Origin of the sequence: Thermoanaerobacterium aotearoense, from assembly GCF_009905255.1 — a bacterium.
Classification (GTDB): domain Bacteria; phylum Bacillota; class Thermoanaerobacteria; order Thermoanaerobacterales; family Thermoanaerobacteraceae; genus Thermoanaerobacterium; species Thermoanaerobacterium aotearoense.
Genome location: NZ_CP047602.1, coordinates 2,632,053 through 2,657,717, shown reverse-complemented (window position 1 = coordinate 2,657,717; position 25,665 = coordinate 2,632,053). Strand labels below are relative to the sequence as shown.

Annotated in this window: 22 protein-coding genes, 3 tRNA genes, 1 CRISPR repeat array, 1 riboswitch and 2 other annotated features (1 of these 29 cut by a window edge); of the genes, 20 read left to right on the top strand and 5 right to left on the bottom strand. The window is 37.5% G+C overall.

Going from position 1 to position 25,665, the window contains the following annotated elements; genetic code table 11:
* Positions 1 to 66: a binding site (T-box leader), on the top strand (it extends 163 nt beyond the left edge of the window).
* Between the two features lie 40 nt (positions 67 to 106).
* The 12 genes from ilvN to ribH all read left to right on the top strand — a co-directional run bounded on the left by ilvN (position 107) and on the right by ribH (position 12,610).
* Positions 107 to 613, top strand: a complete 507-nt coding sequence (ilvN, locus tag GSH73_RS13295; protein ID WP_038068377.1) for an acetolactate synthase small subunit — start codon at positions 107 to 109, stop codon at positions 611 to 613.
* Positions 614 to 1,609 carry a ketol-acid reductoisomerase gene (ilvC, locus tag GSH73_RS13290; protein ID WP_014757506.1) on the top strand — a complete coding sequence of 332 codons (996 nt, stop codon included), beginning with the start codon at positions 614 to 616 and terminating at the stop codon, positions 1,607 to 1,609.
* A gap of 15 nt (positions 1,610 to 1,624) precedes the next feature.
* Positions 1,625 to 2,818 carry a 2-isopropylmalate synthase gene (locus tag GSH73_RS13285; protein ID WP_014757507.1) on the top strand — a complete coding sequence of 398 codons (1,194 nt, stop codon included), beginning with the start codon at positions 1,625 to 1,627 and terminating at the stop codon, positions 2,816 to 2,818.
* Positions 2,809 to 4,065 carry a 3-isopropylmalate dehydratase large subunit gene (leuC, locus tag GSH73_RS13280; RefSeq protein ID WP_014757508.1) on the top strand — a complete coding sequence of 419 codons (1,257 nt, stop codon included), beginning with the start codon at positions 2,809 to 2,811 and terminating at the stop codon, positions 4,063 to 4,065. Before GSH73_RS13285 ends, leuC begins: the two co-directional genes overlap by 10 nt.
* The gene (leuD, locus tag GSH73_RS13275) at positions 4,066 to 4,551 is read left to right on the top strand and encodes a 3-isopropylmalate dehydratase small subunit (RefSeq protein ID WP_014757509.1); all 486 of its coding nucleotides are present in this window, start codon (positions 4,066 to 4,068) and stop codon (positions 4,549 to 4,551) included.
* Positions 4,552 to 5,619 (top strand): 3-isopropylmalate dehydrogenase, encoded by a 1,068-nt coding sequence (leuB, locus tag GSH73_RS13270; RefSeq protein WP_014757510.1) that lies wholly within the window; start codon positions 4,552 to 4,554, stop codon positions 5,617 to 5,619.
* Between the two features lie 4 nt (positions 5,620 to 5,623).
* Complete coding sequence (gene ilvD / locus GSH73_RS13265; protein WP_014757511.1) at positions 5,624 to 7,288, top strand: dihydroxy-acid dehydratase; 1,665 nt, start codon at positions 5,624 to 5,626, stop codon at positions 7,286 to 7,288.
* A 34-nt stretch (positions 7,289 to 7,322) separates the two neighbouring features.
* Entirely contained in the window at positions 7,323 to 8,978 is a 1,656-nt protein-coding gene (gene ilvB / locus GSH73_RS13260) for a biosynthetic-type acetolactate synthase large subunit (protein WP_014757512.1), read from the top strand.
* A 44-nt stretch (positions 8,979 to 9,022) separates the two neighbouring features.
* Positions 9,023 to 9,136, top strand: a riboswitch (FMN riboswitch).
* 63 nt (positions 9,137 to 9,199) lie between these two features.
* Positions 9,200 to 10,282 (top strand): bifunctional diaminohydroxyphosphoribosylaminopyrimidine deaminase/5-amino-6-(5-phosphoribosylamino)uracil reductase RibD, encoded by a 1,083-nt coding sequence (ribD, locus tag GSH73_RS13255; protein WP_201739042.1) that lies wholly within the window; start codon positions 9,200 to 9,202, stop codon positions 10,280 to 10,282.
* 8 nt (positions 10,283 to 10,290) lie between these two features.
* Positions 10,291 to 10,911, top strand: coding sequence for a riboflavin synthase (locus tag GSH73_RS13250; RefSeq protein WP_014757514.1), 621 nt, complete (start codon positions 10,291 to 10,293; stop codon positions 10,909 to 10,911).
* Between the two features lie 14 nt (positions 10,912 to 10,925).
* Complete coding sequence (locus tag GSH73_RS13245; RefSeq protein WP_014757515.1) at positions 10,926 to 12,116, top strand: bifunctional 3,4-dihydroxy-2-butanone-4-phosphate synthase/GTP cyclohydrolase II; 1,191 nt, start codon at positions 10,926 to 10,928, stop codon at positions 12,114 to 12,116.
* Between the two features lie 23 nt (positions 12,117 to 12,139).
* Positions 12,140 to 12,610 (top strand): 6,7-dimethyl-8-ribityllumazine synthase, encoded by a 471-nt coding sequence (gene ribH / locus GSH73_RS13240; protein ID WP_014757516.1) that lies wholly within the window; start codon positions 12,140 to 12,142, stop codon positions 12,608 to 12,610.
* A 43-nt stretch (positions 12,611 to 12,653) separates the two neighbouring features.
* On the opposite strand, the gene ytvI is transcribed toward ribH, so the two are convergent.
* Positions 12,654 to 13,718 carry a sporulation integral membrane protein YtvI gene (ytvI, locus tag GSH73_RS13235; RefSeq protein ID WP_014757517.1) on the bottom strand — a complete coding sequence of 355 codons (1,065 nt, stop codon included), beginning with the start codon at positions 13,716 to 13,718 and terminating at the stop codon, positions 12,654 to 12,656.
* A gap of 91 nt (positions 13,719 to 13,809) precedes the next feature.
* Entirely contained in the window at positions 13,810 to 13,977 is a 168-nt protein-coding gene (locus tag GSH73_RS13485; protein ID WP_013786853.1) for a hypothetical protein, read from the bottom strand.
* Positions 13,978 to 14,117: 140 nt separating this feature from the next.
* On the opposite strand from GSH73_RS13485, the gene lepB reads away from it, so the two are divergent.
* The 4 genes from lepB to GSH73_RS13215 all read left to right on the top strand — a co-directional run bounded on the left by lepB (position 14,118) and on the right by GSH73_RS13215 (position 16,490).
* Complete coding sequence (gene lepB, locus GSH73_RS13230) at positions 14,118 to 14,654, top strand: signal peptidase I (RefSeq protein WP_013786854.1); 537 nt, start codon at positions 14,118 to 14,120, stop codon at positions 14,652 to 14,654.
* Between the two features lie 45 nt (positions 14,655 to 14,699).
* Positions 14,700 to 14,885 (top strand) — a binding site (T-box leader).
* 34 nt (positions 14,886 to 14,919) lie between these two features.
* Positions 14,920 to 16,191 carry a serine--tRNA ligase gene (gene serS / locus GSH73_RS13225; protein ID WP_014757518.1) on the top strand — a complete coding sequence of 424 codons (1,272 nt, stop codon included), beginning with the start codon at positions 14,920 to 14,922 and terminating at the stop codon, positions 16,189 to 16,191.
* A gap of 84 nt (positions 16,192 to 16,275) precedes the next feature.
* Positions 16,276 to 16,364: transfer RNA gene (locus GSH73_RS13220), tRNA-Ser, on the top strand.
* Positions 16,365 to 16,396: 32 nt separating this feature from the next.
* Positions 16,397 to 16,490 (top strand) — tRNA-Ser (locus tag GSH73_RS13215).
* 49 nt (positions 16,491 to 16,539) lie between these two features.
* On the opposite strand, the gene GSH73_RS13210 is transcribed toward GSH73_RS13215, so the two are convergent.
* Positions 16,540 to 17,766 (bottom strand): LCP family protein, encoded by a 1,227-nt coding sequence (locus tag GSH73_RS13210; RefSeq protein ID WP_014757519.1) that lies wholly within the window; start codon positions 17,764 to 17,766, stop codon positions 16,540 to 16,542.
* Positions 17,767 to 17,915: 149 nt separating this feature from the next.
* Here GSH73_RS13210 and GSH73_RS13205 point away from each other — a divergent pair, with 149 nt between their 5' ends.
* The 4 genes from GSH73_RS13205 to GSH73_RS13190 all read left to right on the top strand — a co-directional run bounded on the left by GSH73_RS13205 (position 17,916) and on the right by GSH73_RS13190 (position 22,055).
* Positions 17,916 to 20,636: a UPF0182 family membrane protein gene (locus GSH73_RS13205; protein WP_432416181.1), complete on the top strand. Its 2,721-nt coding sequence runs from the start codon at positions 17,916 to 17,918 to the stop codon at positions 20,634 to 20,636.
* Positions 20,637 to 20,723: 87 nt separating this feature from the next.
* Positions 20,724 to 21,305, top strand: coding sequence for a hypothetical protein (locus GSH73_RS13200; RefSeq protein WP_014757521.1), 582 nt, complete (start codon positions 20,724 to 20,726; stop codon positions 21,303 to 21,305).
* A gap of 76 nt (positions 21,306 to 21,381) precedes the next feature.
* On the top strand, positions 21,382 to 21,870 hold the full coding sequence (locus GSH73_RS13195; RefSeq protein WP_014757522.1) for a hypothetical protein: 489 nt from the start codon (positions 21,382 to 21,384) through the stop codon (positions 21,868 to 21,870).
* A gap of 108 nt (positions 21,871 to 21,978) precedes the next feature.
* A tRNA-Arg gene (locus GSH73_RS13190) sits at positions 21,979 to 22,055 on the top strand.
* 113 nt (positions 22,056 to 22,168) lie between these two features.
* Positions 22,169 to 22,523: direct repeats of the CRISPR family, unit length 26 nt; unit sequence ATAACCCACAATGGTTCTACCTAAAC.
* A gap of 135 nt (positions 22,524 to 22,658) precedes the next feature.
* On the opposite strand, the gene GSH73_RS13185 is transcribed toward GSH73_RS13190, so the two are convergent.
* Positions 22,659 to 25,004, bottom strand: a complete 2,346-nt coding sequence (locus GSH73_RS13185; RefSeq protein WP_014757523.1) for a CRISPR-associated helicase/endonuclease Cas3 — start codon at positions 25,002 to 25,004, stop codon at positions 22,659 to 22,661.
* Positions 24,964 to 25,620 (bottom strand): type I-B CRISPR-associated protein Cas5b, encoded by a 657-nt coding sequence (gene cas5b, locus GSH73_RS13180; protein ID WP_014757524.1) that lies wholly within the window; start codon positions 25,618 to 25,620, stop codon positions 24,964 to 24,966. Before cas5b ends, GSH73_RS13185 begins: the two co-directional genes overlap by 41 nt.
* Positions 25,621 to 25,665 lie beyond the last annotated feature (45 nt).

Here is a 25,665-nt window from a genome sequence, read left to right as displayed (position 1 = left end):
CTGAGGCATTTGCCGTGAGGTAAATGCGAAATCAGGTGGTACCGCGAGATGATCCTCGCCCTGAATATGGGGCGGGGATTTTTTAATATGTGAAAGGGGTGATATTATCACACACATAATATCTGTCTTGGTAAATAATCATTCTGGTGTATTGTCGCGAGTTGTAGGCCTTTTCTCAAGAAGAGGCTACAACATAGAAAGTATTGCTGTAGGCACCACAGAACAAAACGACCAATCTCGCATTACTTTAACAGTCGATGGTGACGATTATGTGATAACACAAATAATAAGACAGCTTAGCAAGCTGTATGATGTCATTAAAGTGCAAGATGTAGGCAAATTCCCAAATGTATCGAGGGAGCTTGTACTGGTGAAAGTTGAGATCAATTCAAGCACTAGAGACGACATCATGCACATAGTAGATACTTTTAGAGGCAAAGTCATCGATATTTCGCTTGATTCCATCATTATTGAAATGACTGGAGACACTGAAAAGGTGGAGGCATTTATAAAGCTCATCAAACAATTTCAAGTGAGAGAACTTACAAGAACAGGTCTTATAACTTTAGAAAGAGGAAATAGAATTTTAAAAGAATATGAGGAGGAATTGTAAATGGCAAGAATGTATTATGATGAAGATGCGGATTTAAATCTTTTGAAAGGAAAGAAAATTGCAATAATTGGGTATGGCAGCCAAGGACATGCACATGCTCTTAATTTAAAGGATTCTGGTTTAGATGTTGTAGTAGGTCTCTATGAAGGAAGCAAATCTGCTGAAAGGGCAAGGCAGGATGGACTTACTGTTTTAAGCGTAGATGATGCGTGTGAAGCAGCCGACATAATAATGATTTTAATACCTGATGAAAAGCAATCAAAAGTGTACAAAGAAAACATAGAAAAACACTTAAAACCTGGAAATGCTTTGGTTTTTGCCCATGGTTTCAATATACACTTCCATCAGATTGTACCGCCAGAGTACGTGGACGTATTTATGGTAGCGCCAAAAGGCCCTGGGCATCTAGTAAGAAGGGTTTTTACAGAAGGAAAAGGCGTTCCTGATTTGGTTGCAGTCCATCAAAATTACACTGGGAAAGCCTTTGAGACAGCATTAGCTTATGCAAAAGGCATTGGAGGCACAAGAGCAGGTGTCTTGGAGACTACTTTTAAAGAGGAGACAGAAACGGATCTTTTTGGCGAACAGGCAGTTTTGTGTGGTGGCGTCACAGAGCTTATGAAAGCAGGTTTTGAAACTTTGGTAGAAGCTGGTTATCAGCCTGAAATAGCTTATTTTGAGTGTATACACGAGATGAAGCTTATAGTCGATTTGATATATGAAGGCGGCTTTGCCAACATGAGGTATTCCATCTCTGATACAGCGGAATACGGTGATTATCTGACAGGCAAAAGGATAATAACGGAAGATACGAGAAACGAAATGAAACAAGTTTTGAAGGAAATTCAGACAGGAGAATTTGCAAAGAAATGGCTTTTGGAAAATGCTGTAGGAAGACCGCAGTTTAATGCCATAAGAGAGAGAGAAGCAAATCAAAAGCTTGAGAAGGTAGGAAAAGAGCTCCGTGGAATGATGTCATGGCTTAAAAAGAAATAAAGAGGGGGCTTGTGTATGGGGGATAGAAAAGTCATTGTTTTTGATACGACATTGAGAGATGGTGAGCAGACGCCGGGAGTCAATTTCGACAAGGAAACTAAATACAAGATAGCAAATAAGCTTGTATCACTTGGAGTTGACGTGATAGAAGCCGGTTTTCCTGCTGCATCAAACGGTGATTTTGAGGCTGTAAAGTATGTAGGGGAGAATTTAGATGGCGTCACTGTTGCAGGATTGTCAAGATGTGTGAAAAGCGATATAGATAGAACTTATGAAGCATTGAAAAATGCGAAAAAGTCCAGGATACATCTTTTTATTGCCACATCTGATATTCATTTGAAATACAAGTTGAAAATATCCAGAGATGAAGCCTTAAAGATGGCAGTTGACAGCGTGAAATACGCTTCAGGCAAGTTTGATGAAATTCAATTTTCTGCTGAAGATGCATCGAGGACTGATTGGGATTTCTTAGGCAAGGTATTTAACGAGGTCATTGATGCCGGTGCTAAGATAATAAATATACCTGATACGGTAGGATATGCCGTTCCAAAAGAATTTGGCAGATTAGTAGAGTACGTCAAAGATAACATTCACGACAGAGAAAATGTGACGATAAGCGTTCACTGCCACAATGACCTTGGTATGGCTGTGGTAAACTCACTTTCGGCAGTGGAAAGCGGTGCAGATCAAGTGGAAGTGACTGTATGCGGAATAGGGGAAAGAGCTGGAAATGCTGCTTTAGAAGAAGTCATCATGGCCATAAATACCAGAAAGGATTATTTTAATGTAATCCACGGCATAAACACAAAGGAAATTTACAGCACATGCAAGCTGGTAAGTGAGATGGCGGGGATAGAACTTCAGCCTAATAAAGCCATCGTAGGATTTAATGCGTTTAGGCACACTGCTGGAATCCATCAGCACGGTGTTATAAACAATAAAGCCACCTACGAGATAATGAAGCCAGAAGACATAGGCATAACGACTGATCATATATCTATGGGCAAATTATCCGGCAGAAATGCCTTTGAATTGAAGCTAAAAAACATGGGATTCAACCTTTCGAGAGATGAGATAAATATTGCTTTTAAGAGATTTAAAGACATAGCTGACAATAAAAAAGTTGTAGATGATGAAGATATAAGAGAAATCGTAGAAGATGTCATCTTAAACAGTAAAAGTTTTAAGGAGGGAGAGCTTTGGGGTTAACACTTACGCAGAAAATTTTAGCTAATAAAGCTGGATATGAAGTTAAACCTGGAGATCTTATAGAGATAGACGTAGACATGGTGTTAGGCAATGATGTAACATCGCCTGTTGCTATAAAGGAGTTTTTAAAGATAGGTGTAAAGGAAGTATTCGACAAAGAGAAAATCGCATTGGTGCCTGACCACTTTGTCCCGAATAAAGACATAAAGTCTGCAGAACAAGTAAATATCGTAAGGAAATTTGCAAAAGAGTATGGCATTGTAAACTTCTTTGAGGTAGGGCAAATGGGGATAGAACACGCCCTTTTGCCGGAGAAAGGCTTAGTATTGCCTGGAGATGTGGTGATAGGTGCAGATTCCCATACATGCACGTATGGTGCGATAACGTGTTTCTCTACAGGCATAGGAAGCACTGATATGGCTTGTGCCATGGCTACAGGCAAGGCTTGGTTTAAGGTTCCTGAAGCCATAAAGTTCAATCTTAAAGGAAAGCTTAATAAATGGGTAAGCGGTAAAGACGTCATATTGTACATCATCGGCATGATAGGTGTAGATGGCGCACTTTACAAGTCGATGGAATTCACCGGCGACATCTCGTCTTTGTCGATTGACGACAGGTTTACAATTGCAAATATGGCTATAGAAGCAGGGGCTAAAAACGGTATTTTCGATTACGATGAAATTACCGAAGCATATGTTTTGGGGAGAGTAAAGAGAAATTACAAAGTGTTTAAAGCTGACGATGATGCAGAATATGTAAAGACCTACGACATAGACTTGTCAGCGATAAAGCCGCAAGTAGCATTTCCTCACTTGCCTGAAAACACAAAGTCAATAGATGATGTTGGAAGTATAAAGATAGATCAAGTTGTAATAGGTTCTTGTACAAATGGCCGTCTACAAGACATGGAAGTGACGTATGAAATTTTGAAAGGCAAGAAGGTTCATCCAGACGTAAGGTTGATAATATTCCCAGCTACACAAGACATTTACCTGGAATGTGTAAGAAGAGGCTATATAGAAGAGTTCATAAAAGCAGGTGCTGCTGTATCTACGCCTACATGCGGTCCATGCTTAGGCGGTCACATGGGCATACTTGCAAAAGGCGAAAGGGCAATATCCACCACAAATAGAAACTTTGTAGGCAGGATGGGTCACACAGAAAGCGAAGTATACTTGGCAAGTCCTGCTGTAGCAGCGGCATCAGCGATAAAAGGATATATAGCAAGTCCTGAGGAGGTGGCGTAATTGGAAGGAAAGGCAATAAAGTACGGGGATAATGTAGATACGGATGTAATAATACCTGCGAGGTTTTTAAATACATCTGATCCAAAAGAGCTTGCTGCCCATTGCATGGAGGATTTAGATAAAAGCTTTAAAGATAAAGTCAAACCAGGAGATATAATGGTTGCAGGGGACAACTTTGGCTGCGGTTCATCAAGAGAACACGCTCCTATAGCCATAAAGGAGTCCGGCATATCTTGTGTCATCGCAAAGTCGTTTGCCAGGATATTTTACAGAAATGCCATAAATATAGGATTGCCTATATTGGAATGTCCTGATGCAGCGTCTTCAATAGAAGACGGTGATATTGTTTCAGTTGATTTTGAGACAGGTGTCATAAAAGACATAACAAAAGGTATCGAGTTTAAATCGCAGCCATTTCCTGAATTTATAAAGAAGATAATCGAGTGTGGCGGCCTTATAAACTACGTGAAGGAAAAGGTGGTATAGATGTACAAGATAGCTGTGTTACCAGGAGATGGAATAGGAAAAGAAGTAATGGAGGAAGCACTGAAGGTATTAGATGCTGTTTCAGAAAAATACAGCATTGACTTTGAGGTTAATAAGTATCTGTTTGGCGGCTGTGCCATTGATGAGTTTGGAAAGCCGTATCCTAAGGAAACAGAAGAAGCGTGCCTTAAAAGCGATGCAGTTTTGTTAGGGGCTGTTGGCGGACCTAAGTGGGACGATCTGGATGGGGATAAAAGGCCTGAGGCAGGTCTTTTGTCCTTGAGAAAAAGCCTCGGCGTGTACGCTAATTTAAGGCCTGCCACTCTTTTTAATTCTTTAAGAAGCGCATCTCCTCTAAAAGATGAGATTTTAAAGGATGGGTTAGATGTACTTGTTGTGAGGGAATTGACAGGCGGCATATATTTTGGCGATAGAGGAACGGAAAAGATTGATTACGGGTACAAGGCGTATGATACAGAATCGTATACGACGATGGAAATAGAGAGGATCGCCCATATAGCGTTTAAAGCGGCCAGAAACCGGAAGAAAAAGGTCACATCGGTTGATAAAGCCAATATTTTGGATTCATCAAGATTATGGAGAAAAGTCGTCAACGAAGTAAGCAAGGAATACCCAGATGTAGAATTAAACCATCAGTATGTTGACAATTGCTCCATGCAGCTTATAAAAGATCCGTCTCAGTTTGATGTGATACTTACGTCAAATATGTTTGGAGACATATTGTCTGATGAGGCATCACAGCTTACGGGATCAATAGGAATGCTGCCATCGGCCAGTTTGAGAGGTGACAAAGTTGGGCTTTACGAACCTGTACACGGTTCAGCTCCTGATATTGCTGGCACGAAGAAAGCTAATCCTTTGGCTACAATTCTATCTGTCGCAATGATGTTGGAGTATTCCTTTGACATGGTTGATGCGGCAAATGATATAAGAAAGGCGGTAAATGACCTATTGGAGGATGGTTACAGGACTCCTGATTTAGGAAAAGGCACTATTTTAAACACCGAAGAGATGGGCGACATGGTTGTAAAGTATTTAAAGAGGTGATTTTATGATAAGCGATAGCGTGAAAAAAGGAGTTGAAAAAGCGCCCCACAGGTCACTTTTGTACGCTTTAGGGCTTACTGATGAAGAGATAAATAGGCCTTTAATAGGTATAGCTAATTCAAAAAACGACATAATTCCTGGACACATAAATCTTGACAAGATTGCAGAGGCAGTAAAAGCTGGCGTAAGGCTTGCTGGTGGCACTCCTTTAGAATTTTCCACAATAGGTGTCTGCGATGGAATAGCCATGAATCACAAAGGGATGAAATATTCCCTTGCTTCAAGGGAATTGATAGCCGACAGCGTTGAGACGATGGCTATGGCGCATGGCATTGACGGACTTGTGCTTATACCAAATTGTGACAAGATAGTTCCAGGTATGCTTATGGCAGCCGCAAGGCTAAACATTCCGGCTATCGTAATAAGCGGAGGTCCGATGCTGGCTGGAAGTTACGAAGGAGAAGCATGTGATTTAAGTTCCATGTTTGAGGCGGTAGGTGCATTGAAGGCAGGTAAGATAAGTGAAGACGAGCTAAAGGCGATGGAGATGTCAGCCTGCCCTACCTGCGGGTCATGCTCAGGAATGTTTACGGCAAACACGATGAATTGCCTTACAGAAGGGCTTGGCATAGGACTTCCTGGCAATGGCACGATACCGGCCGTTTACTCAGAGAGGATAAGGCTTGCTAAAAAAGCAGGTATGAAGATAGTGGAGCTTGTAGAAAAGGACATTAAGGCAAGGGATATTTTGACAAAAGATGCCTTTATAAATGCTTTTTGCTTAGACATGGCTTTAGGAGGCTCTACAAATACAGTTCTCCACTTAAAGGCTATTGCCCATGAGGCAGGAGTCGATATACCTCTTGAAAAAATAAATGAAATCAATGAGAAGGTTCCAAACCTGTGCAAATTAAGTCCTGCAGGAAAGTATCATATAGAAGATCTTTACCATGCAGGCGGCATACAGGCAGTATTAAAAGAACTGTCAAAGATAGGAGTCTTAAATACAGATTGCATTACAGTCACATGCGATACAATCGGTGAAAACTTCAAAGATGCCCGGATAAAGAATCATGATGTAATACACTCAGTAGAAAATCCCTACAGCAATACAGGTGGCTTGGCTATTTTGTACGGAAATATAGCGAAAGACGGTTCTGTAGTAAAGGCGTCTGCAGTAGCTAAAGAGATGCTTTGCCATTCTGGTCCTGCAAGAGTCTTTGACTCAGAAGATGAAGCCATAAAAGCGATTTACGATGGCAAGATACAAAAAGGCGATGTTGTTGTAATAAGGTATGAAGGTCCAAAAGGCGGCCCTGGCATGAGGGAGATGTTAAGCCCTACATCTGCACTGGCAGGCATGGGTCTTGACAAAGATGTGGCGCTTATTACAGATGGAAGGTTTTCCGGTGCTACAAGAGGAGCTTGCATAGGTCATGTGTCGCCTGAAGCCATGGAAGGCGGAGAAATCGCTTTGATAAAAGACGGGGACATCATAGAAATAGACATACCAGGAAGAAAGCTTAATTTAAAGATAAGCCATGAAGAAATGGAAGAAAGAAGGAAAAACTTTAGAAAGCCTGAGCCTCATATTAAGACAGGTTACATGGCAAGGTATGCCAGATTAGTCACATCTGCAAATACTGGTGCGGTTTTAAAAGACGATTGACAAAGCTTAAATTTCATGAAAGGAGGCGCATAGTGTGCTTATAAAAGGTTCGCAGGTTGTCATAGAAGTATTAAAAGAACAAGGAGTAGAAGTCGTTTTTGGCATTCCTGGCGGCGCCGTCATACCTCTTTACGATGCTTTGTACGATTCTGACTTGCGGCATATCCTTGCGACACATGAACAGATGGCTGCTCACATGGCGGATGGATACGCAAGAGTGACCGGAAAAGTTGGCGTGTGTTTTGCCACATCAGGACCTGGTGCTACCAATTTAGTCACAGGAATAGCCAATGCCTACATGGACTCTGTGCCAATAGTCGCTATAACAGGGCAAGTTGCTACAAGCCTCATAGGAAAAGACTCTTTTCAAGAAGTAGATATCGCAGGAATTACGATGCCCATAACAAAGCACAATTTTATTGTGAAATCACCTGATAAATTAGCTGACACTTTGAGAGAAGCCTTTTTTATAGCAAAAGATGGAAGACCAGGCCCTGTTCTCGTAGACATACCGAAGGATATTCAGACTGCAGATATAAACTTCGTCAAGCGGAAGGATTTTTACGTTGAAGTAAAGAAGCATCAAGCATTAGAATCAGATTTAGAGAAGGCAGCCCAGTTAATCTCATCAAGCAAAAGGCCAGTTATTTTTGCTGGTGGTGGAGTGATATGGAGCGAGGCATCGAAGAATTTGTACGATTTTGCTAAAAAGCACATGATACCTGTGGCTACTTCGCTTATGGGCCTTGGATGCTTTCCAGAAGATGATGAGTTGTCATTAGGGCTTATTGGAATGCATGGAAGCAGATATGCCAATACAGCCGTTTATAAATCAGACTTAGTGATTGCTGTAGGTGCAAGGTTTAGCGACAGAGTCGCCGGTAAAGCAGGGGGACTGGCGCCAAATGCAAAAGTCATTCACATCGATATTGATCCTGCGGAAATCGGCAAAAATATCGATGTTGATGTGCCGTTAGTAGGAGACATCAAAGAAGTCCTGTCTCTTTTAAATGGAATGATAAAAGAAAGAGAAAATAGAGAATGGATTAATGAGCTTATATCGATAAAAGACAAGACGTCATTTAAATATAAAGACGATGGAAAATTGAAGCCACAGTGGATAGTAGAAAAGGTTCAAGAGCTTGGAGGAGACAGTCTTGTAGTAGCCACAGAAGTAGGGCAAAACCAGATGTGGACTGCTCAATACTATAGATTCAAAGAACCAAGGACATTTGTCACATCCGGTGGACTTGGCACTATGGGCTTCGGACTTCCTGCATCAATAGGTGCACAAGTAGGGCGAGATGACAAAAGAGTGGTAAATATTGCAGGTGACGGCAGCATAAGGATGAATATTCATGCTCTTGAAACGATGTCGGTGTACAACATACCTGTTATAACGATAATCCTCAACAATCAGACACTTGGCATGGTTAGACAATGGCAAAATCTCCTTTACGATAAAAGATTTTCTCAGACGGATTTAAACCCGAATCTCAATTTCTCAAAAGTCGCTGAAGCCTTTGGAGTAACCGGAAGAAGAATCTACACGAAAGAAGAATTTACAGAGGCTTTTAGTGATGCATTGTCAAACAACAAGCCTTATGTTTTAGAGTGTATCATAGACAAAGATGAGATGGTTCTGCCATTTATTCCTGCTGGAGGAACCATTGAAGAGATGATAGACTAGCATTTTTATAAAATCAATGTTATAATTATAAAAACTGAATAAGATTAAACCTTCAGGGATTGGTGAAATTCCATACCGGCGGTAAAGCCCGCGAGCCTTATGGCAGATCTGGTTAGATTCCAGAGCCGACAGTATAGTCTGGATGAAAGAAGGTGAAATGGCAATTGTTATTATGCCCTGAAGTATTACATGCTTCAGGGCTAATTTTTTGAGGTGATTTTATGGAGAAATACATGAAAAGGGCATTGCAGCTTGCTAAACTTGGTGTAGGACACACAAACCCAAATCCTTTAGTAGGAGCCGTAATTGTTAAAGATGGCAGGATAATAGGTGAAGGCTATCATGAGTACTACGGAGGACCACATGCGGAAGTAAATGCATTAAAAAACGCTAAAGAAGATGTAAGTGGAGCTACGCTTTATGTGACATTGGAACCGTGTTGCCATCATGGGAAAACACCACCTTGTGTGGATGCTGTCATAAAATCAGGCATAAAAAATGTTTTTATCGCTATGGAGGATCCAAATGAACTTGTAGCAGGAAAAGGAATTAAGAAACTTAAAGAAGCTGGTTTAAATGTTTATACGGGATTGTTAAAAGATGAAGCAGAAAAATTGAATGAAGTGTTTATAAAGTACATTACAAGTAGAGAACCTTATGTGATATTAAAATCTGCTATGACAATTGATGGAAAGATATCAACTTTTACAGGCGATTCTAAGTGGATAACAAATGAAAAATCAAGGGAGCATGTCCATAAAGTTAGAGGCAGCGTTATGGCAATAATGGCAGGTATTAATACAGTTATAAAAGATAATCCACATCTTACTGTTAGATTGCAAGGATATAAAAACCCTTTAAGAGTCATTGTGGATAGTCATGGCAGGATTCCATTAGATGCAAATGTCATCATAGATAAATCTGCTAAGACATTAATAGCTACAACAGATATGATGCCACATGATAAGGTGAAGGCTTTGAAGGATTTAGGTGTTGATGTTGTTACAATCGAAAAAAAAAATAATAAAGTCCATCTGAAGAAGTTGATCCATACGTTAGGGAAAAAAGGGATAGATAGTATTCTCATAGAAGGTGGAGGAACTCTCAACTATTCTGCTTTAAAAGAAGGAATAGTAGACAAAGTTATGTTTTATATTGCTCTTAAAATAATAGGTGGAAGCAATTCATTGACGCCTGTGGAAGGTGATGGCATTGCTTTGATTAAAGACGCAATAATGGTTGAAAAGATAGATATAAAAAAATTTGACGATGACATACTTATAGAAGGTTATATAAAAAAGTAGGTGTTAAGATGTTTACAGGAATTATAGAAGAAGTTGGAAAGGTCAAAATGATTCAAAGAGGAAATATTACCAAAATGGCAGTAGAGTGCAAAAAAGCCTTAGATGGCGTGAAAATTGGAGATAGCATAGCTGTAAATGGAGTATGCTTAACGGTTACAAATATAGGCAAAGATTTATTTACATCAGATATAATGTATGAAACACTTAAAACAAGCAATTTAGGAAGTTTAAAGATAGGAAGCATTGTCAATTTAGAAAGGGCATTAAGCATATCAGGCAGGCTAAATGGACACATTGTGACGGGTCATGTTGATACCGTTGGTGCAATAATTGAGAAAAACAAAATAAACGGTACGACCACATTTAAAATTAAAATTGATGAAAGATATTCAAAATATGTGGCTGATAAAGGAAGTGTTGCTGTGGATGGAATAAGTTTGACAGTGGTAGAATCATCAGCTTCATATTTTACAGTGTCGATTATACCCCATACAGAGATCAATACAACTTTAAACATAAAAAGAATCGGAGATACCGTAAATATTGAAGTTGACATACTTTCAAAGTATGCAGAAAGGCTTTTGACGAAAAAAAACGTTGATGAATTTTTAATAGAAAATTATTTATAAGGAGATGCTCATAGATGTTTGATACTATTGAAAGCGCAATAGAAGATATAAAAAATGGAAAAATGGTCATTGTAGTCGATGATGAAGATAGAGAGAATGAAGGGGATTTGGTTATGGCTGCGGAAAAAGTGACAAGTGACCATGTGAACTTTATGATAAAGTACGGGCGAGGATTGGTATGTGTTCCTATGATGGGGGAGAGGCTTAAAAAATTAAACATCGGCAAGATGGTATTTGACAATACCGATAAAAAAGAAACTGCTTTTACAGTATCTGTAGATCATAAAAACTGTAAAACTGGAATTTCTGCTTATGAAAGAGCACTTACTATAAAAATGCTTATAGATGATGAATCGATGCCGGATGATTTTACAAAGCCGGGACATGTATTTCCATTGGAAGCGAAAGAAGGAGGAGTTTTAGTAAGAGCGGGCCATACGGAAGCAGCTTGTGATTTAGCAAGGCTTGCAGGTCTTAAAAGTGCTGGTGTAATCTGCGAAATAATAAAAGATGATGGGAAGATGGCCAGGCTTCCAGAGCTAATTGAATTTTCGAAAAAATTTAATTTAAAAATAATATCTATCGCTGATCTTATAGAATATAGAAGAAAAAATGAAAAACTGGTGAAAAGAGTGGCAGAAGCATATTTGCCCACAAAGTATGGAGATTTCACGATAATAGGTTATGAAGAAATCCTAACAGGTAAAGACCACGTTGCGTTGGTGAAGGGTGATTTATCTGATAGTCCTACATTAGTCAGGGTTCATTCAGAATGTTTGACAGGTGACATTATGGGCTCATTAAGGTGTGATTGTGGCGATCAGCTTCATACAGCGATGGAGAAGATTGGAAAAGAAGGAGGTGTGCTATTGTATTTAAGACAAGAAGGCAGAGGAATAGGACTTCTAAACAAGATTAAAGCATATCATTTGCAGGATGAGGGGCTTGATACGGTAGATGCCAACATCAGATTAGGTTTTCCGGCTGATATGAGAGAGTATGGGATTGGAGCTCAGATTTTGAAGGACCTTGGGCTTAAAAAACTTAGGATAATGACAAATAATCCTAAAAAACTGGTTGGTATTTCAGGTTATGGCCTTGAAATTGTAGAAAGAGTTCCTATAGAGGTTTCAATCAATAGGCACAATGAAAGATATCTTAAAACAAAGAAAGAAAAATTTGACCACATATTTACTTCATTTTAAAAATAAGCAAAGGAGAGATTGTATTGAAAAAGTATGAAGGAAAACTCATTGGAGATGGACTAAAGGTAGGGCTTGTTGTAAGCAGATTTAATGAATTTATAACAAATAAACTTTTGGATGGTGCTTTGGATGCTTTAAGAAGACATGGTATTGATGATGAAAGCATTGATATTGCTTGGACGCCAGGCGCATTTGAAATACCCCTTATATCAAAGAAGATGGCCACATCAAAAAAATACGATGCAATTATCGCGCTGGGTGCTGTAATAAGAGGCGATACGCCGCATTTCGATTATGTTGCAAACGAAGTATCAAAAGGAGTAGCAAAAATATCGGTAGATTACGATGTGCCTGTAATATTTGGAGTCCTTACGACGGATACTGTTGAACAGGCGATCATGAGGGCTGGGACAAAGTCAGGCAATAAAGGTTTTGAAGCGGCTGTTACGGCAATTGAAATGGCCAATTTGATAAAGGAAATAGAAAGCTTATAAAAAATACCCATCTTAAGAGCATGATGCTTTTAAGATGGGTATTTTACTTCCACGATGGTATTATGCCGGATTTTTGGAATGTTTTAAAGACGACTACGAAAACTGGTCCCATTATAAGCCCAAGACCACCAAAAAGCCTTGCACCGATAAACATGGATAAAAGCGTCACAAGAGGATGAAGGCCTATGCTTTGACCGACTATCTTTGGCTCTATCATCTGCCTTACGACTGTGACGATGGCGTATATGATAAGCAGATAGATTCCAATAAGGTAGTTTTTGGTGAAGATATTGTACAATGCCCATGGGACTAATACAGAGCCTGATCCTAAAACAGGCAGTATGTCTATAAAGCTTACCAAAAGCCCCAGCAAAAACGCGTAATCAAATCCTATTATCGTAAGGCCTATGGAAACTTCCAAAAAAGTGATGAACATTATAGTTATTTCAGCCCGTATAAAACCTATTAAAGTTTGAAAGAGATCTCCTTTTATATTTTCAGCGTGAAATGCCCAATTGGATGGAAACTGCCTCTTTATAAAGTTTAATATGAGCCATTTGTCTTTGCTTAAAAAGAACGTTGATACGATTGTTATTATTGACATGAAGAAAAAGTTAGGAAGCTTTGTTGCCAAGCCTAATATCCATCCTGCGAAGTTTTTAGCGTACACAGATATATTATTTAAAATCGATTGAAGGTTGCTTTCTAAAAAAGTTGAAATATTTGTAGGAAGCGATACATAATATCTCCTTATCCTATCTATCAAGTCAGATATTACCACATCAAAATTTTTTGTGTAGCTTGGCGCGTGTTCAGCCAATGTATTTAGTTCAAACACAAGCTGTGTGACTAAAAGGCTTATTAAAAGACCAATAATTGCGATTAATAAGAGTATAAAGAATGCAGACGACAGTCCCCTTGGTATTTTCAGCTTTTTTTCTGAAAACTCTACTGCAGGATCAATTAAAATCGCCAAAAACAATGCCACTGCAAAAGGCATTAAAAATGGAATAAGTTTAAACACAAATAGGTAAAAGCTTAGTATGATTGCCAATATTGCGATTGAATTTCTTATAGTGCTTTGGTACCGTGAGAGAAAATCTTTCACGAAAAACCCCTCCTTACTCTTTATTATAGTATCGGAATAGCCACGTGTCTACATAAATGAATAAATAAAATCCGGTTTTGCCGGATTTCATTTATTGGGCGGTCTTTATTTTGATTTCATATGATTTTTTAGCTATTTCTGATTGAGATATTATTCCTTTTTCGATAAGCAATTCTATCAAAGATGTCAAAGCTAAAGTGTTTTTGTACTCTGTGTCTTTTATGTCGGCAATCTCTAATAGGTATTTGATTTCGTTCATCATATTCCCCCATAAATTATTTTATATAGTAATTATTGACACATATATTTATTATATACATTGTAATACATATAAAGTTAGTATTTGAAATATTGATGTGATATAATAATAACTGTATATTTAAAAAAGGAGATTGGACGATGAAGAGCAATACGAAAAAAGAGATTGTAAGTTGGATACTTACTATTGGGCTTGCTTTTATCATAGCTATGTTTATTAGGACGTATGTATTTGAGCTTGTTGATGTACCTACAGGTTCCATGCTTAACACTATACAGCTTAATGATAAGTTTATTGAATTAAAATTTATATACAGATTTGAGCCTATTAAAAGAGGTGACATAGTCGTATTTAAGTATCCTGACGATCCGTCTGTAAGCTTTGTAAAAAGGGTAATCGGCATTGGCGGAGATACCATCGAGATCAAAAATGGGATACTTTATAGAAACGGAAAGCCAGTAAAAGAGCCATACCTTAAAGAGCCTATGAATAAAAATGAGACATTTGGACCGTATAAAGTCCCACCTAATCACTACTTCATGTTGGGGGACAACCGCAATCAGTCTCTTGACTCAAGGTATTGGAAAAATAAATATGTATCCAAAGATGCTATAATGGGCAAAATAGTATTTAGAATTTGGCCTTTAAGCAGGTTTGGTTCTATGATTGGCAAATAACTGTTGAAATCGCATTTGTTATATAGTATAATTAGTTTTAAGTTAAAAGAAGCGTTGAAGGGCCAATAGTATGTATTATATTTAAGAGAGCTGGTGGCGGGTGTAAACCAGTATATGTACATATTTATCCAGCCTGGAGCTATGGTTAATAACCATCGGGCGACCGTTAAATCAGTGATGAGGGCTTTTTAAGCCGAATCAGGGTGGCAACACGGAAATCCCGTCCCTACATAGGGCGGGATATTTTTATTAGGAGGTGCAAATGATGCTTGATATTAAAAGGATAAGGAATAATCCGGATGAGGTAAAGAAAGCTATTGAACTTAAAAAAGAAAACTCAAACATCGATGAATTTTTAGAGATTGACGAAAAGAGACGGGAAATCTTAAAGGAACTGGAATCTTTGAAAAACACCAGAAATAAAGAATCTGAAAACATAGCCAAACTGAAAAAAGAAGGCAAAGACGCTGAAGAATTGATAAAAGAGATGAAAGAAATATCCGACAAAATCAAGGCGATGGAAGGCGAAGTAAAGCAGTACGATGAGAAATTGGAAGAGCTTTTATGGACCATACCAAATATTCCTCATGAAAGCGTTCCAGTTGGAGACAGCGATGCTGATAACGTGGAAATCCGCAGATGGGGCGAAGTGAGAGAATTTGACTTTGAAGTAAAGCCACACTGGGACATTGGAGTTGAGTTGGGACTTTTAGACTTTGAGGCGGCATCGCGGGTTACAGGCTCCAGATTCACGTTTTACAAAGGATTAGGCTGTAGGCTGGAAAGGGCTCTTATAAACTTCATGATGGATCTTCACACAGAAAAACATGGATACACAGAGGTTTTCCCGCCTTTTATGGTTCATAGAAGAAGCATGTTTGGCACAGGACAGCTTCCTAAATTTGAGGAAGACGCATTTAAGGTGGCTGGGACAGATTATTTCTTGATACCGACTGCTGAAGTTCCTGTTACAAATATGTACAGAGAGACCATAATCGACGGTGAAAAACTTCCTATATACAATTGTGCCTATAGCGCTTGTTTCAGACAGGAAGCTGGTTCTGCAGGAAGGGATACAAGAGGATTAATAAGGCAGCACCAGTTTAATAAAGTAGAACTGGTAAAGATCACAGAGCCTGAGAAATCATACGAAGAACTTGAAAAGATGGTAAGCGATGCTGAAGATGTGCTGAAGACTTTAGGCATACCTTATAGGGTTGTATCTATATGCACTGGAGACCTTGGTTTCACTGCGGCAAAGAAGTACGACCTTGAGGTTTGGATGCCAAGCTATGGAAGGTATGTTGAGATATCATCTTGCAGCAACTGCGAAGACTTTCAGGCAAGGAGAGCAAACATCAAGTACAGGCCAAAAGATGGCGGAAAAGCGCAATATGTCCATACTCTAAATGGTTCAGGTGTGGCGGTAGGCAGGACTTTTGCAGCGATACTTGAGAACTATCAGCAAAAGGATGGCTCTGTAGTTGTTCCTGAAGCTTTAAGGCCGTATATGAGATGCGATGTTATAAGGAAGTAAAAGGATTAAATAGCATTAAATAATTGATGCGTGAATATTGACAACTTAGCCGGTATATGATATACTTTATATCGTTCCCGGCTTGGAGAGGTGTCCGAGGGGTTTAAGGAGCTGGTCTTGAAAACCAGTGTCTCTTAACGGAGCCGTGGGTTCGAATCCCACCCTCTCCGCCATCAATTTAATATTAAAAGATTGTAGCTAACGTGGAGAAGTACCCAAGTTGGTGAAGGGGCGGTCCTGCTAAGACTGTAGGTCGGGGATAACCCGGCGCGAGGGTTCAAGTCCCTCCTTCTCCGCCATACATAGGCTATTTTTTTATTGAAAAAAGGGCGCAATTGCGCCTTTCTTTTATTTTTTATCATTGCCTATTATGACGGTGACATCTGCACTGCTTGAATTTTCACCATTTAATACATTTTTTATAGACAAAGCACCGGCGACTTTATTGGCCTTATCAATGCTGGTATCTGCGTAAACACATGATTCATCGTAATTTTTCGCATCAGCATTGGCAATTTTGATTACATTAAAGCCAAGACTTTTCAATTCCTCAGCGTACTTTGCAGCCAGTCCTTGCACTTTTGTCCCATTGTAGACTGCAACAGAAATAGTGCTGTTTAAAGGTGAATACGTTATTTGCGAAACTGTGCTTACAGAATCATTGCTTAGGCCGTTTCCAAACATTTCTGATGCCACTTCCATGGCTTTTTGCTGGTCTACAAAATAATAGCTGTAATCACCCATGTATCCGCCTTCTCCTGGCAGTATAGAAGTATTTATGTTTTGAGGCTTGTTTTTGACGAAGTCTAATGCGTATGTTGTGATGTCTTTTGCTGTCAAGTCTGTTTTCAAGTTTTTACTTAGGGTTATGGCCAGCGATGGAATTTTCGTTATTATTGTAGGCGATGTGACTTTTTTGATGAATGACTTCAAAAATTCTTGCTGGGCATTTATTCTTCCTATATCGCCATCTACATAACCATGTCTATAACGCACAAATTGCAAAGCTTCTTCACCATCTAATACCTGAAGTCCTTTCTTTAGGTTTATGTGAAGTGGGGGATTTGCTACGTTGTCGTCGTATTTCATGTCAAATGGTATGTTTACCTCAACGCCGCCTATGGTGTCAATGATATCTTTGAAGCCGTCGTATGTTAAAATCACGTAGTTGTCTATTTTTATCCCTAACAGATTTTCCACTGCATCTTTTAAGCCGTCTATTTTTTGTTCAGAGTACGCCGCGTTGATTTTTTTCTCAGTTGGTGCATTGTAGCCTGGCCTTGGATAATAGGTATCGCGTGGAATCGATAACATATCGATTTCTTTTTTATTTGCATCAAAGCTTGCCACAAATATGGTGTCAGATAGGCCATCGGCATCACCGACAAATAGTATATTTTTTTTATTCTGACTACTGCTACTTTGTTTAGATGTTTTAACTTGAGCGTTAGTTGTGACGGGATTTTCTTCGGTATTTACAACGTTTAAATTTCTATAAAACATAAAAACGCCTGTGCCAATAGATAAAGCGATTCCTAAAATGACAAGAAGGGAAATTTTCAAAGCCCTTTTCATCCATATATCACATCCTTGTTAATTATCATTTTCTATTTATTTCTAATATACATTATATACCTAAATTAATCAATAAAAATCGCTTTGCATTTTATAAATTGGATATATTATAATAGTGTCAAGAAGTACATTTTGGGATGGTGATTTGTTTGAAAAGAGGGAATTTGGCAATAATCATTTTATTGATATCCATATTTTTAATTGCAGCTTTATTTGCAAGTCTTGCAAACCTTATTGTGGACATACAGTGGTTTAACAGCTTGAATTATTTAGGGGTCTTTTTTAAAAAGTTTTTGACACAGCTTACTATAGGTGTGCCATCGTTTGTAGTAATCTTTATCCTTTCTTATTTCTACCTGAATAGAATGGTCAAAGACTATGCAAAGTTTGCCCAGGACATTGAAATCAAAAGTGTACGCAAAAGATTTAGAGGTGTAGTTATAGGCTTATCGATATTTGTAAGCTTTTTGATTTCTGTATTTATCTCTGCAAATTGGTGGAACGACTTTTTGTTTTACATAAATTCTGCGAATTTCGGCGTAAAAGATCCGATTTTTAATAAAGACATAAGCCTTTACATGTTTAGACTGCCATTTCTTTTAGACGTATATGATCTACTTATTGTCATAATACCGATACTCATAGTCGCCACTATAATCGTCTATGGACTCATGTACCTGTCTGACAAGACGAGATTTTATGAGATATCAGACAGAGGAGGTTTTTTTAGAGCTATTTACAACAAAGAAATACTGATGATAGCGTTTAGGCAGATTGCTGTATTGGGCTTTGTATTTTTTGCTGTCCTTTCATTAGGTTATTACTTAAAGGCTTATGGAATATTGTACTCTAAAAGCGGCGTCGTTTTTGGCGCAGGCTATACGGATGTTCATGTGAGGCTTTTGTTTTACAGGATTTTAATGTTGGCATCAATAATTTCTGGCGTTTTATTTATGATTGGCGCGTTTAGGCAAAAGCTTAAATATATAATAGCATCACCTGTAATAATCGTTGCTATCATGATTTTATCGACTGTATCTCAAATGGTTGTTCAAAATTTCATCGTCGCACCAAACGAGCTTGACAAGGAAAAGACTTATTTGAAGTACAATATTGACTTTACTCAAAAAGCATTTGACTTAAATAATGTTGAAGAGAGAAATTACGATTTAAGCGGCGATATAGACAAAAAGGTATTAGATGAAAACCAGGATACCATAAACAACATCAGGATAAACGATTATAGGCCTGTAAGCCAGATATACAACCAACTTCAAAGCATAAGGCTTTACTATAAATTCAATGATATAGATATCGATAGGTATATGATAAATGGAAACTACAGGCAAGTTTTTATATCTGCAAGGGAGATGAATCTTGACAATCTGGCAAGCCAAGCGAAAAATTGGATCAACATGCACCTTAAGTACACACATGGGTATGGCGTCGTGATGTCAACAGTAAATGATGTAACAGCTACAGGACAGCCAGACATGGTGATAAAAAATATTCCGCCTGTTAGCAGTACAAATATAAAGATAACGAGGCCTGAGATATACTTTGGGGAGCTTACAAACACATACGCAATAGTAAATACTAAGACAGGTGAATTTGATTACCCTGCAGGGGATACAAACAAAGAAAATTTTTACTCTGGCAAATCAGGCATACCGATGACGTTTCTAAACAAGCTTTTGTACACAATTTATACTGGCAACATAAAAATACTTTTATCTACTGACATTACGGCTGATAGCAGGATGCTTCTTTTTAGAAATATAAAGGATAGAGTTCAAAGGATAGCTCCGTTTTTGATATACGATGATGATCCATATATAGTAGTAGATAATGGCAAACTGTATTGGATGATTGATGCATATACGTATTCGGGAAATTATCCGTATTCAGAGCCTTATGGGGATACAGGCATAAATTACATAAGAAATTCTGTTAAAGTCGTCGTTGATGCTTATACAGGCGATGTAAAGTACTATATATCTGATAAAAATGACCCTATAATAAAGGTGTACAGCAGAATATTTCCCGGGCTATTCAAAAACATAGACGAGATGCCACAAGGTTTAAAGGCACATATAAGGTATCCTCAGTATATGTTTGATATACAAGCAAGTGTTTATAAAAATTATCACATGTCGGATCCGCAGGTTTTTTACAACAAAGAAGACTCTTGGGATATAGCAAAGGAGAAATTTACAGGGAAAATAGAACCTGAGGAGTCACAGTATGTCATAATGAAGCTTCCAGGAGAAAAAACTGCTGAGTACGTTTTGATGATTCCGTATACGCCAGCCACGAAAGACAACATGGTGGCTTGGATGGCAGCAAGGATGGATGGCAATAACTATGGAAAATTGGTAGTCTATAAGTTTCCAAAAAGCACTGTCGTGTATGGGCCTATGCAGATTGAGAACATGATCGATCAAGATCCGAATATTTCAAAAGAGATGAGCTTGTGGGATCAAAAAGGATCAAGCATCATAAGGGGCAATTTGCTGACGTTGCCGATTGATGATTCTATGCTTTACGTTGAGCCTATCTATATACAGTCATCAAATGAAAATGCAATACCTGAAGTGAAAAGGGTCATTCTGGCGTACAAGGACAAAATAGTGATGGAAGATACACTTGCAAATGCGTTAAACAAGCTATTTAATTTGCAAACACCAGCACAGCCACAGGTTCCACAAGTGCAGACGAATGAAACCCAGCAGGAACTTATAAAGAAGGCAAATGACATATATAATAATGCAATGAATGCTTCAAAAAATGGCGATTGGACAGATTTCGGCAAAAATCTCGATGAGCTTGGAAGCGTGCTTAACGATTTAAACAATAGCATAAAGAAGTGATGATACAAAGTGCACTGCAAATTAATATTTGGCGGTGCACTTTATTTTTGCATTAAAAATGGAGATACTAAATGTAGGTGATGTTAAATGGAAATACTGCAGTCAGAATTAAAGATAGAAAATTTGATAAAAGAAACAGAACATATATTTGAAAAATTAATGAGCTTCAACGAAATATTGTTAAATGATGCGACAAAAATTGAGGCGAAATTAGAAAAAAGCGAAAAAGAAATTAAGGAGTACATTGAAAGCCAATTTGAAGAAAATAACGACAGAAAATATTTAATAAGTTATCTGAGAAAGGCTGACAATCGATCAGATAGTTTAAAAGAAGTAGAAAACATGATTTGCTCTAATGTAGATGAATTAAGGAATGACGTAAAAACTCTAAAAGACAATCTGGATGGCATGAAAAAAACATTGTACAAATTGAAAGATCTTGAAAGAGATATCAGCTCTATGAAAGCTGTAATCGAAAAAGACGTGCTTTTAAACATAGAGCTAAACAAAGAGAGTGCTCCTGAGAAAGTAGAATACGTGTATGATTTGCCGCCACAACTGGTAAATAATCTAAATACGGCTTTAAATAATTTATATATCGCGAAAGACGGTATGAATAGGATAAAAATATACGAAGATATTGTAAATAATTTGGAAAATTTTCAATAGTAAAATTTTCATTTACTAATTCTAATCATAAAGGGAATATTAAATAACGGGGAAATTTTTTAAAGGAGGGTTTACATTGAATAGAAGAGAATTTGAGGATTACCTAGGCGAAAAAGTAAATAGCGAAGTGTCTGAAGAATTAAGTGCAAGATTTGGTAAAAACAATCAAGCACAACAGCAAGCACAACAGCAGGCACAGCAACAGGCGCAACAGCAAGCGCAGCAATTTCAGCAACAATTGCAGAGTATGGGCATAAATGTCACACCGCAGCAATTTCAGCAATTATTAAATCAAGTAAAAGCTCAAGCGCAACAACAACAGCAGCAGACAGACATGCAGGTTCAGCAAGCATTACAACAGGCTATGGCTGCACTTCAACAGGCTCAGCAAAGCATACAGGCAAACCAAGTATTTGCTCAGATGAGCAAAATATTAGATTCGTCAAATCAGCAATTGCAACAATTGACACCACAATTACAAGCTCAACAAGCTCAGCAAGCACAGGCCAATTTCTTAAATCAGCAAGCAAATCAGCAGAATACAACACAAACAGGAATGCAGTAATAAAGTAAGGGGTTATAGATAAAAATCTATAGCCCTTTTTAAGCAAACGAAATTCGGCAGAGATTTGCAAATTAAAATAAATTGTGGTATCATAAAGTATGTAAGTGTGCGCCCGTAGCTCAGCTGGATAGAGCGTTTGACTACGAATCAAAAGGCCACGGGTTCGAATCCTGTCGGGCGCACCAGTAAAATAGCGTATTCGAGGGTATGTGTCGTAAGATGCATACCTTTCTTATTCATAACTATATTCTAACTTATTTTTGACTTTTTGTCTGTCTAGTTTTCTGGTATTATTATAATAACCCACAATGGTTCTACCTAAACTTAAAGGCGGTGAAAATCTATGAGTGTTTATTTCAAGTTTATAACCCACAATGGTTCTACCTAAACCGGGGACGAGTTCAAATCCTCCAGCGAATACTTCGTTTATAATCCACAATGGTTCTACCTAAACATACTTGTAGAAGGCGAGAGTGACGCTCAAACATTAGTTTATAACCCACAATGGTTCTACCTAAACTTGAGCCTAAATCTATATTGTTTTCACGCCTTACTAAGTTTATAACCCACAATGGTTCTACCTAAACCTTTTTCGGTTTCTCCGGTTTCGGCTCTACTGGTGAGTTTATAACCCACAATGGTTCTACCTAAACCCCATCCTGAAAGCCTTATTTTTTAAGGCTTTCAGGATACAAAAACCTCAAAATCGTCGTCGACCTCTGACAATGTAAAAATCCATCTTGTTAGACGATTCACAATGTATATGTGCTATATAAAATCTTTTTCTATTACTTTTTGATTTCCAGTGGCCTGTTTTTGTCCAAACCAATCTCACTGTCATAATAGCACTTTACAAAATTTATCGGAATACCATTTATTTTTTCCTGTTCTATTAATCTTTTTTTCATTAATCCCAGTACAGTTCCCAGGTTTAACGAAATTTTATAAAGTTCCAACTCATAAAAATCCCTGCTATCTATTGATTCTATCACTTTATCCTTGAAAGCAAAAGGATATACCGTTATGCCGTCAAACTCTTCATAAAACTGTTTTCTTAAGTCTTTATTGTCATATTTTTCGGTAAGCAATTCATTTAAGTAGTTATGTAGCCTCGGATCTAAAAACACTTCATAATCATAACTACTGTATACTTCATCAAGCATTTTTTGAATTGCTTTTTCTTCAAGTTTAACCGGTGATTCTTTAAATAATTCTAAAGTTTTTTCCACTACTTCTCTATCCCTATAAGGATAACCTTTTTCATTAATATCTTTTTCAACAATAAATACGGGTGCAAGCTCCCTTTTTTCTCTAAAGCGGTTTATGCGTCCAAACCTTTGCAGCAAAGCGTCCAGCGGTGCTGGTTCGGTATATAGCTCATCATAACTGATATTTAAAGAAACTTCTACTATCTGTGTAGCCACAAGCAATTTATAATCTCCAACCTTTTCTTCTATTTTATCCCTGTCTTTTAAAGTGAAATGGCTGTGTAAAAGTTTAATACCTTCTTCTTTAATGCAATTGTCAGATAGTTTGTCCTTTAAAATCTTGTATAGATTTTGAGCTGTTTCAACGGTATTAGCAACCACCAGAATTTTTTTCCCGTTTCTTACTTTACATGCTATTTCATTAACATAGTCCATCAGTGTCCCAGGCAACCTGAAAACAATATGTCTGTTAAAAGATTCAAGTTCTTCATCTTTCATTTTTAATACATTTTCAATACCCAATTTTTTAATTATAAACTCCTGCAGACTCGTTGGTATGGTTGCCGACATTATCATAATTTTGGTGTTAAAGTTCTCTTTCAAAAACTTCAAAAAAATAATTAATTTACACACAGCTTCTTTTTCGTAAGCATGAATTTCGTCAACTATAACTCTTGCATTGTATAATTCGGCAAAGTTGATTTCATAATCGCCTATATAATAAGCATTTTTCAACAACTGGTAAATAGTGGCTACTTTCACCGGAAAATGAATTTTCTTTATCAAACTTTTTTGCTGAGAAACATTTTTATTTATTTTGCGCTTTTCTTCTTCCGATAACTCTTCAAAAGTTTTTTCTTCAATAAAGTTTTCGTATATTTTAAATGCAGTCTTACTGTGAACTGGCACGACCTTGTCTTTACCGAAGATGTTTTGTAATCTCTCTACCATTTTGTTTATACTTGCTATATTAGGTAGCAGATAAAATATTCGGTCATTGTCACTGTCTTTCATATTATTTTTCGCCCAGGATAATGCCGCTTCAGTTTTACCTGAACCTGTCGGTGCAATTAGTAAAACATCGTCCTTTATTTTTGAAGCCTTTTCTTGGGTAGAATATAATCTTATTCCTTTTTCAAATATCTTAAAATCAATCTTTATTTTGACTATTTCTGTTTGTCCGGAAGACGCAAGATGATCGGCAGATTTCATCAGCCCTATCATAAAAATTAATTTTTGCTTTCTTTTCGAATCCTGCACTATATCATATATCCTGTCAAATCTTTGAAAAAACCGGCTCTCGCTGTAATTTTTTATAATATCCAAATCCAAAATATTACCTGTAAGGCCGTTATAAGTTTTTTTGACATAATCTACATACTCTAAAAATATATCATGGTATATCCTTCTTGCAGACAAACGATCTGCTTCAAGCAATTTAGCAAGCTCAACTATTCCTTCTTCGATTTTTCCTTTTGTTACTTCAATAAACGATTTTTCAATATATCCAATCCATTTTTCTTTTAAATCTTTTAAAGATTTGTGGTGTGTTACTATAATTGTATAAATATCAATGATTTCATTCTCGTCAAGTTTTTTCCCGTTAATATATATATCACCAATCAAGAAAAGTGAAGCAACTTCGTGCCTTAAATCCCAGTGCGATTTATTCTGAACTGCAATTTGAAAGCTGGGCATTATTTTCCCTAAATCGTGAAGCAACCCAGCAATATATACTTTTTCAAAAAGAAGATCATCACCAAAGTAACTTCCCGCATTCTCAAAAAGATTTTTCAGTTCTATTAGAACTTTAACAACCTTTTTTGTATGTTCAATAAGCGTTTCTCCGTCATCTTTTGCAAGAACATCATTTAAACAAGAATAATTAGCAAGCGTTGATGAACTCCGGGGAATAGAGATACACATCCTTGTTTTCTCCTTTTACCATATAAATATTATCATTTTCAATACTTACAGGCCGTTTAATAATAATAAACGGTTTTTGGTTTAAAATCTCTCTTGTATCCAAATCTATTTTCACCGGCATAATAATCGGTACTCCCGAAACCCCTTTTGTGCTAACGGAAACTGCCGTATTGTTTATGGTTCCTTTCCCTGTTTTTATAAGATCAACTTCTTTAATCTCTTCTACTGTGGCAAGATCGTGGCTTTGCCCCAACAATATAGTGTAGCGGGGTTTTTTGAAATAGTCGGTAAAACTTAAATCGGTTAAATACAAATTTAATTCCACATCATATAAAAAATTCTTAAACCATACAGATGATTCGCCTTTAGCATCTTTTCTCTTCGTTGCTTTATAGTAAGTTTCTGCATCCCATGATTTTGCTCTATAAGTAAATTCATAACCGATTTTAAAATCAACATCTTTTATAACTTCCCCTTTAGCTGCCGAAAGCAGTCCTATTAATGAAGAAAGAGGCGGCATTTCGTATGCTAAAATTTTCCCCGTCTTAAAAAATATATTTGTAAAAGTTGCTGTCCAACCGGTAATTTTGATTTTTACGGCTTTTTCAACCTTCATTTTTTCACTCCTTTTTTAATAATCCTAAGATATGTACGGACATAT